9 protein-coding genes are annotated in these 8,500 nt (G+C 36.9%); 6 read left to right on the top strand and 3 right to left on the bottom strand.

Translation table 11 applies throughout. The features are described from left to right. On the bottom strand, positions 1-823 hold an 823-nt coding region (locus ACQR30_RS01250), incomplete at its 3' end, for a sugar phosphate nucleotidyltransferase (protein ID WP_429730130.1). Positions 824-894: 71 nt separating this feature from the next. Between ACQR30_RS01250 and ACQR30_RS01245 the strand changes: the two genes are divergently transcribed. The 5 genes from ACQR30_RS01245 (at position 895) to mqnE (ending at position 5,106) form a co-directional block, all read left to right on the top strand. Then, positions 895-1,776: a 1-aminocyclopropane-1-carboxylate deaminase/D-cysteine desulfhydrase gene (locus ACQR30_RS01245; RefSeq protein WP_429730127.1), complete on the top strand. Its 882-nt coding sequence runs from the start codon at positions 895-897 to the stop codon at positions 1,774-1,776. A 120-nt stretch (positions 1,777-1,896) separates the two neighbouring features. Beyond that, on the top strand, positions 1,897-2,709 hold the full coding sequence (locus ACQR30_RS01240; protein WP_429730124.1) for a hypothetical protein: 813 nt from the start codon (positions 1,897-1,899) through the stop codon (positions 2,707-2,709). A 66-nt stretch (positions 2,710-2,775) separates the two neighbouring features. Beyond that, a complete protein-coding gene (locus ACQR30_RS01235) occupies positions 2,776-3,639 on the top strand; it encodes an SPFH domain-containing protein (protein ID WP_429730121.1) in 864 nt (287 codons plus the stop codon). A gap of 18 nt (positions 3,640-3,657) precedes the next feature. Beyond that, entirely contained in the window at positions 3,658-3,858 is a 201-nt protein-coding gene (locus tag ACQR30_RS01230) for an Arc family DNA binding domain-containing protein (protein WP_429730118.1), read from the top strand. Positions 3,859-3,921: 63 nt separating this feature from the next. Then, positions 3,922-5,106, top strand: a complete 1,185-nt coding sequence (gene mqnE, locus ACQR30_RS01225) for an aminofutalosine synthase MqnE (RefSeq protein ID WP_429730115.1) — start codon at positions 3,922-3,924, stop codon at positions 5,104-5,106. Positions 5,107-5,133: 27 nt separating this feature from the next. On the opposite strand, the gene ACQR30_RS01220 is transcribed toward mqnE, so the two are convergent. Further along, entirely contained in the window at positions 5,134-6,270 is a 1,137-nt protein-coding gene (locus ACQR30_RS01220) for a redoxin domain-containing protein (RefSeq protein ID WP_429730112.1), read from the bottom strand. 190 nt (positions 6,271-6,460) lie between these two features. Between ACQR30_RS01220 and ACQR30_RS01215 the strand changes: the two genes are divergently transcribed. Beyond that, positions 6,461-7,348, top strand: coding sequence for an AraC family transcriptional regulator (locus ACQR30_RS01215; protein WP_429730109.1), 888 nt, complete (start codon positions 6,461-6,463; stop codon positions 7,346-7,348). An 11-nt stretch (positions 7,349-7,359) separates the two neighbouring features. On the opposite strand, the gene ACQR30_RS01210 is transcribed toward ACQR30_RS01215, so the two are convergent. Continuing rightward, positions 7,360-8,277 (bottom strand): PfkB family carbohydrate kinase, encoded by a 918-nt coding sequence (locus ACQR30_RS01210; RefSeq protein WP_429730106.1) that lies wholly within the window; start codon positions 8,275-8,277, stop codon positions 7,360-7,362. Between the last annotated feature and the right edge of the window lie 223 nt (positions 8,278-8,500).

Raw genomic sequence — 8,500 nt, 5'->3', positions numbered from 1 at the left:
TGTAAGTAACGCCAAACCACTTTGCATCGGTCGTAATAACGTCAATCACGCCATTGTTCTGCTTGATAAATGTATCTGCAACTTTTGGCATTAAAAATTCAGATTTGATATCTTCAATGTTTTTTTCCAAGAAAGGTTGAAATTCGCTTTCGCAAAGGTCTATAAAACTTGGTGCGAAGCAAAAGAAATTCATACTCACCTGCGTATCAGGTCCAAGTTCTACTAAATCATTTCCATCTTCATATACAATTTTATCCCCTTGTTTATATATTTTCAGACGCTCTTCAATGCCGGTCATTTCACCATTTGAATTGGTGAATATTTGTCCACGACTTACACTACCATTATCACTCAAAGTATTCTTTAACTTATAGGCAATAGAGCCGTACACATTATCCCCTACTTTACTTTTCAAAAATGTATATGCTTTTTCAAAAGCTTCTGCTCCATAAAAATCATCCGCATTAATTACAGCAAAAGGCGCATCAATTTTTCCTTTACAGCAAAGAATGGCTTGCGCTGTACCAAAAGGTTTTGTGCGATTGGAGGGAATAGAAAAATTTTCGGTAAATGCATCCATTTTTTGAAAAACAAAATCAATTTCGATCCTACCTTTCAGCTTTTCTTCGAAAATATCTTTAAAATCCTGCAAAAAGTCTTCCCGAATAATGAAAACCACTTTTTCAAATCCGGCACGGATAGCATCATATATAGAATATTCAATAATCGTTTCGCCTGAAGGCCCAAAAGACTGTATTTGTTTCAAGCTTCCGTAGCGGCTGGCCATGCCTGCAGCCAAAATTACCAATGTAGGTTTTGTCATAAAACAATTTTTTTATTTAAACTTTGGCGAAACTAAAATATTATCGTTTTACAGCCAATTAAATTTTAATCATGTTTTCTTCGCCAACACTCGAACAGATACCTTTTGATTCTTTTTCTAACACCAAAGTAAAAGTAGGTGTCCTGCGTTTAGATACACTACATCCGGTGATAAGCGGCAACAAGTGGTTCAAATTGAAATATTATTTGCAAGAAGCAAAAAAAGAAAGCTTTGATACCATTGCCACTTTTGGAGGTGCGTTCTCAAACCATATTGTCGCGACTGCCTTTGCTGCAAAGGAAGCTGGCATTAAAAGCATCGGTATCATTCGCGGAGAAAAACCCGCTACACTTTCCCATACTTTGCAAAATGCAATCAGTTATGGGATGCAGCTACATTTCGTTTCGCGCGGCGATTATCAGGAGAAAACATCGTTGAAAAATAAATTCCAAGACGTTTTCTGGATTGATGAAGGTGGCTTTGGCATACTCGGGACAAAAGGCGTTGGCGACATGTTTGAGCAAATTGATTTACAAAAATATTCGCATATTATCTTAGCGGTAGGAACAGGCACAACCATGGCTGGCATCATAAAAAAGATGTTGCCTCACCAAAAATTATATGGTATTAGCGTAATGAAAAATAATACTGCACTCCTGGCTCAAATTGATTCTTTACTTTCAATAGAAGAAGCGAAAAAGAACTTTGAGTTATTACATAATTTTCATTTTGGCGGCTACGCCAGGAAAACCCAGATGCTCCTCGATTTTATGAACGAAACTTTTACCAATGTTAATCTTCCGTTAGATTTCGTGTACACCGCCAAGGCTTTTTATGCCCTGCATTCTTTATCAAAAGAAAATACAATTCCTTCTGGAAGCACAGTATTATTCATACATACAGGCGGTTTACAGGGCAATTTGTCGTTAGCTCCCGGCACTTTACTTTATTGAAGATCAAGCCTTAAAGAGGCTACCACTCATACAATATTTGCATTACTTTTGCCACACCAAAAACAAAGGATTAATATTACAATTCCTTTGGCCTTCAAATTTTCTTAGACAATTAAATATATGCCGAAATACATTTTACTCTTAGTCATCCTATTCTCTATTGGCAATAGCTGTTTTGCGCAAGAAGTCTTACCTGATTTCTCTGTAAAGAAAGGTGTACAAAACCACCCCATTATTTCTTGGCGCAACAATTTTGGCGATAATATTTCCATTTTAAATATTCAACGTTCCGGCGACAGTGTAAGAGGCTTTCGCACTATTTATGCTTCTCCCAATGCGGCATTAACAGTAAATGCTTATACCGATAACCATCCCTTTCCCGGAGAAATATATTACCGTATTTATTATACAACCAAGCAAGGTAACTACGTTTTCACGAAGGCGAAAAAAATATCATCCGGTTATATATCAGAGGGATTAATTGGTAAATTAGACGGGGACAAAAATGTTGTATTGCAAGGCGATGAAACAAAGGAGCTTACGATTAAACAACTTCAAAAATTACGAGATTCCGTTTTATACAATACATCAGATAGTTTATTTTTTATCGATGCACATACCGTTTTATATAAAAAATATAACTCAATAGCAGCTATTGTAAAATCCCCTACAAGTAGTCTTACACAAGTTTCTAATTATTTATTTTTGAATGCGGATGGGAATGTGGTAATACGTTTACCGCAAAATAATTTAGATGCCTTCTCTATGAATATTTACCAACTTGACGGCCACACTATCTTTTTTAAGATAAGTCATTTCGATTACGCCGAAATTATTCTAAACAAAAGTAGTTTTCTGCGCCCCGGATGGTATCCATATGAACTTTTTGAAAATGGCAAACTTAAAGAAAGCAACAAATTTGAAGTGAAATAATATATTTGGGAAGCTCAGAATAGTTATATAGATTTGATATCAAATTTATATCATAAAATTATAACTATGGAAAAGATTATTAAACCCATATCCGGCTTTGTAGCCTTGTCTATTGCCGTATTTTTGGTAATAGTAAGCATTATTATATTTGCAAATGCAAATAACGAAACATTCTTTATGGTCCTTGGTTTTCTTTGCATTGCTATAGCGATTTTTATACTAAAGGGTCTGCTGGTTATCAGTCCCAATCACTCCAGGGTATTGAATTTCTTTGGCAAATACGTTGCCACTGTAAAAGAAAACGGCTTATTCTTTGTTAACCCGTTTTATACTTCGGTCAGCATTAGCCTACGCTCTAACAACTTGCAAGGACAAATATTAAAAGTAAACGATAAAATGGGCAACCCCATCGAAATTGGGGCCGTAATCGTTTGGCAAGTAGGTGACACTTATAAGGCTGCTTATGATGTCCAGAATTACGATAGTTATGTAAAAACACAGAGTGAAGCTGCAGTGCGCTTATTAACCGGAAGTTTTGCTTATGACAATTTGGAAGATGAGAATGCTTCGATCACCTTACGCGAGGGCGGCTCAAAGGTGAATGAAATTTTAGAAAAAGAACTATCAGAGCGTTTAGCTCCGGCAGGAATCATCATAAAGGAGGCACGCATTAGCCACCTGGCCTATGCTTCAGAAATAGCCGGAGCGATGCTACAAAGACAACAGGCCACCGCCATCGTAGCTGCAAGAACTAAAATCGTGGAAGGTGCAGTAGGAATGGTAGAAATGGCTTTAAACAAATTATCTGAAAGACAAATAGTAGATCTGGACGATGATAAAAAAGCTGCTATGGTAAGCAATCTTTTAGTCGTGCTTTGTGGCGAAAGAGGGGCCACTCCGATAATGAACACAGGAACCCTTTATCAATAATTCAAAAAATATTGAGGTGTGAACGAGAAAAAAAATTTAATAATACGCATTGATTCCGCCACCCACAAAGCGTTAGCCGCATGGGCAGCCGACGATTTTCGGAGCATAAACGGGCAGATTGAATATTTGCTCAACAAAGCTTTAAATGAAGCGGGAAGATTAAAAGAAAAAGAAAATAAAGTTAATAAATCAGTAAGGCTTACGCAGCAAAAAGAATAAGTTTTAGTATTCACATTTCATTTTTCATATTTAACCGTAAATTTGTAACCTAAAAAAAATGATATGCAGGAAACGTTGAGCCAAGGAGTGGAAGCATTAATACAATCAGAAAAAGATACGGCATTAAAAAATATTGGTTACAAAATATTAAACGAAGAAAGATTAAGTTTTGAGCAAGGTGTCACGCTTTTTGAAAAAGCGTCCCTGGGTTTTGTTGGCACTTTAGCCAATTATGTACGTGAAAAAAAACATGGTAACAATACTTATTTTAATCGGAATTTTCATGTTGAACCTACTAATGTATGCGTGTTTACCTGCGCATTTTGTTCCTATTCCCGGTTATACAAGAACCGTGATGAAGGGTGGGAATTGTCTGAAGATCAAATAATGCATATTGTAAAAAGTTACGATGGTAAACCGGTAACAGAAATACATATAGTAGGAGGTGTACATCCAAAATTAACCATGGAATTCTTTATTAAATTAATGAAGAAAATAAAGGCGCACCGCCCAGAATTACATATCAAAGGATATACAGCCGTTGAATTGGATTATATGTTTCGTAAGGCAAAAGTTTCCACTGAAGAAGGCATGAAACTATTGCAGCAGGCAGGCTTGCAATCATTACCGGGTGGAGGCGCAGAAATCTTTCATCAAGACATTCGCCAAAAGATTTGTCACGATAAGGTAGGAACCGAAGGCTGGCTAAACATTCATCGGGTTGCACACAATCTGGGCATGCATTCCAACGCAACCATGCTTTTTGGACATATCGAAAATTTCGAACATCGAATTGACCATATGGAACGTTTGCGCCAACTGCAAGACGAAACCGGAGGCTTCAACACTTTCATTCCCTTGAAATTTAGAAATGGCAATAATGACATGTCCAATATACCGGAAAGTTCCGTGGTAGAAGACATGAGATTATATGCTATATCCCGTTTGTATCTAGATAATTTTCCACACATGAAAGCCTATTGGCCAATGTTGGGTAGGCAAAACGCGCAACTTACTTTAAGTTTCGGCGTTGACGATTTGGACGGGACAATTGATGATACGACAAAAATTTATTCAATGGCAGGAAGTGAAGAACAAAAACCCTCTTTGTCAACTGCTGAACTAGTTGCGTTGATTAAACAAGCAGGTCGCAAGCCTATTGAACGCGACACTTTATACAACGTAATAAAAGATTACAGTGAAGAAGATATTAGCGCATTATCACAGAATCCGCAATACAATAGTTAATTGTGTTGCGGACTTTCTCATTTTTCACTAATTTCCAAAAATGGATTTTAATTTTCTGGATAGTTGATCCGTTTTTAAATTTTTTGCAATAATCTTCCCATTTTCATCTATCAAAAAGTTTTGTGGGAGCGCCACCACACCGTATTGCCTTGCTACAGCATTGCTCCAAAAACGCAAATCAGTAACTTGCGTCCACGTCAAACCGTCATCCTGTATCGCTTTTAGCCATTCATCTTTTTCACCGGGTTTATCTAATGATACACCTATAATTTCAAAACCGTCATTTTTATATCGATCGTACAATTTCGTCAATTCGGGATTTTGCGCACGACAGGGACCACACCAACTAGCCCAAAAATTAACCAACACATACTTTCCTTTAAAGGAAGTAAGGGAAACAGGATTTCCATCGGCATCGCTTTGTGTAAAAGCAGGCGCCATCTTTCCTACGTCTGCAAGCCTAGCCATCTCAATTAAAACGTGCATCCTCTGCCCGTCTCTTGATTGCTGAAGGGTTGCAGGCAATAACTTAAATAATGCTTCTACTTTTGACGGATTTTGAATAACCGCTCCGGAATATTGTTGGAGCGCAAAAAAAGCAAGCGGAGAATTAGGATTCTCTCTAATATAATCCGCATACACCGCCTCTTTCATTTGCGATTGCAATGTCTCCAATTGACCTTCGGTAGATTCTAATGCCGAACTATTTTTTTCTTTCTTAAACATTTCTGCTTTTCCCATTAATGCGGAAGCCCTATTCTCAAAAGGTTTTGCAGCTGATTGTAATTTTTGAAATTCGACATTCGCACGAGATCCTGTAACAGTCGCATTTGAGAAAGAATCAGTACTTTTTATCTCTATATTCGTGGGCTCTATAAAAATAGTCAGTAAATCGCGTGACATCTCCGGCTTCTCATTATCCTTTTGCCGATAAGCCGCACGTAAATCCATACGCGTAGGTTCATTAATAATGCCGTCAAAACGGTAACGGTTTCCTATAACACTCGCGCTGTCGATTACATTTTGTCCATTTGCAGCATAAGAAATATACACCTTTTCGACAGAAGGATTTACGCCGCGTACATTTCCAGAAATATTGAAATTGCTTTGAGCTAACAACGCCAATGGCAGGCTACACAAAATAATTAAGCTTATTTTTTTCATCTATTTGTTTTTATTTTTTGGTCCCCAAAAAGGAGTCTATTAATTTTGTTATCCTAAAAACTATTCGTTTCGATGCTTTTTATTGAACAAAGTTTACACAAGTTTATTTAAAAATTCCCAATTATAAATTAAAAAGCGTTTATTGTGAAAGGTATAAAAAAAATCGAAGTAAATTGTAGTCTATAATTCAATGAAACCTCAATTATTAAAAATATCAAGCAATCCCGCTTTCTCATTTAGTGTCCGCCACGATAAGGTCGCTTTTTTTTACGACAAGTGGCATTACCATCCTGAATTGGAATTGGTGCATATTTTAAAAGGCAGGGGTACACAATTTATTGGCAACGATATTGCACGTTTTTCTTCCGGCGATATGATATTGGTAGGTGCCAACTTACCTCATTTGTGGCGCTGTGACGAAGAATATTATCAAAAAGAATCACTTTTTTTTGCTCAGGCAGATGTGCTTCATTTTTCACGAGATGCATTAGGTACTTTTTTTTGGGAGATGCCGGAAAATAAAGCTCTTTCACAACTATTGCAAAGAGCTAAACAAGGTATCATTATTACTGGCAAGGCAAAATTGGTCATTGCAAAATTATTAAAGCAATTGACGGTCGCGAAGGATTCAGAACGTATTATTTTATTATTACAAATATTAAATGCTGCCTGCAACACCCATAGTACAAAAACAATTTTAAGCACTGCTGAAACGCATAACTGGGCAGAAAACAGTAACGAATCTGAGCGCATGAATAATGTGTACCAATACATCCTCCAACATTTTCAAGAAAAAATTTCATTACAGGAAATCTCGGATGTGGCGCATATCAGCCCACATTCTTTTTGCAGATTTTTTAAATCTAGAGCTCAAAAAAGTTTTTCTACTTTTCTTACGGAAGTGCGTATCAATCATGCCTGTAGGCTACTGGCAGAGACAGACCACCCTGTTGCCGATATTTGTTATGAAAGTGGTTTTTATAATTTCTCTAACTTTAACCGACACTTTAAATTGCTTACGAAAAAATCTCCGCTTCAACATCGGCAAATGCACCAATATTTCAAAGCGGAGAAATAGACTAAAAATATTTAAACTAATTTAAAATCGGTTAGTGCCAGGAATTGTTTGGCGCGGGCAGTCACGTCTTGGGGTGTAATTGTCTTCAACCGTTCTGCACCGAGCTTCTCAACGCAGAAACTAGCTGTTACCGAACCCATAATAATCGCCGTTTTCATATTTTCAAAGGATAAATCATCAGTCTTAGCCAAATAACCTACAAAGCCACCGGCAAAAGCATCACCGGCGCCTGTGGGATCAAAGACATCTTCCATTGGCAATGCGGGCGCAAAGAATATTGCATCATTATGAAAAAGCAATGCCCCGTGTTCTCCCTTTTTAATAATAAGATGTTTGGGTCCCATTGTTAGAATTTTTTTGGCAGCTTTGACAATTGAATATTCTCCGGTTAGCTGACGCGCTTCGCTATCGTTTACGACCAAAACATCAACCATTTTCAACACCTCATGTAAATCATTTAAAGCCACTTCCATCCAAAAATTCATCGTGTCCAATACAATCAATTTAGGGCGTATTTTTAGTTGTTGAATGACCGCTTTTTGGACAACCGGTGCTAAGTTACCGAGCAATAAATATTCGGTTGTCTGATAACTTTCTGGTAGGATAGGATTGAAATCAGCTAACACGTTTAATTCGGTAATCAACGTGTCGCGTGTGTTCATATCCAAATGATATTTACCACTCCAGAAAAAAGATTTTTTATCGGGAACAATTTCTACACCGGCCGTGTTCACACCTAACTTATTCAAATCGGTCATTTCTTCCTTCGGAAAATCATATCCAACAATGGATACCTGATTAATTTGGCTAGTAAAATTGCTGGCGGCATAAGCGCAATAGATACCGGACCCCCCAATAGTTTTATCTGTTTTTGCAAAAGGCGTTTCAATAGCATCAAAAGCCATAGAGCCTACAATAGTTAAAGACATCGTTATTATTTTATAAAAAAATTATTTTCTAACAGCGCAAACCTATTACTTTTCAGCATATATTTCACAAAACTTTTAATAAGTTTTATGGTGCACTTATCGCGATGACTAAATGATTTAATTATATTTTGAGTAACTTTACGCCATTGATTCATTATAAAACATTATTCAAATTGAAAAAGATTATAAACTTGTTTCTTTCTGCTTTTTGTTTGATTCTCAT

It is taken from the genome of Arachidicoccus sp. (assembly GCF_050436765.1).
In the GTDB taxonomy this organism is placed as follows: Bacteria; Bacteroidota; Bacteroidia; order Chitinophagales; family Chitinophagaceae; genus Arachidicoccus.
This window is presented reverse-complemented; position numbering and strand designations above follow the sequence as displayed.

Coding starts and splice junctions, on each gene's coding strand:
- ACQR30_RS01215 (WP_429730109.1), top strand. CDS start 6,461: ATGAAACCTCAATTATTAAAAATATCAAGCAATCCCGCTTTCTCATTT.
- ACQR30_RS01235 (WP_429730121.1), top strand. CDS start 2,776: ATGGAAAAGATTATTAAACCCATATCCGGCTTTGTAGCCTTGTCTATT.
- ACQR30_RS01240 (WP_429730124.1), top strand. CDS start 1,897: ATGCCGAAATACATTTTACTCTTAGTCATCCTATTCTCTATTGGCAAT.
- mqnE (WP_429730115.1), top strand. CDS start 3,922: ATGCAGGAAACGTTGAGCCAAGGAGTGGAAGCATTAATACAATCAGAA.
- ACQR30_RS01210 (WP_429730106.1), bottom strand. CDS start 8,277: ATGTCTTTAACTATTGTAGGCTCTATGGCTTTTGATGCTATTGAAACG.
- ACQR30_RS01220 (WP_429730112.1), bottom strand. CDS start 6,270: ATGAAAAAAATAAGCTTAATTATTTTGTGTAGCCTGCCATTGGCGTTG.
- ACQR30_RS01245 (WP_429730127.1), top strand. CDS start 895: ATGTTTTCTTCGCCAACACTCGAACAGATACCTTTTGATTCTTTTTCT.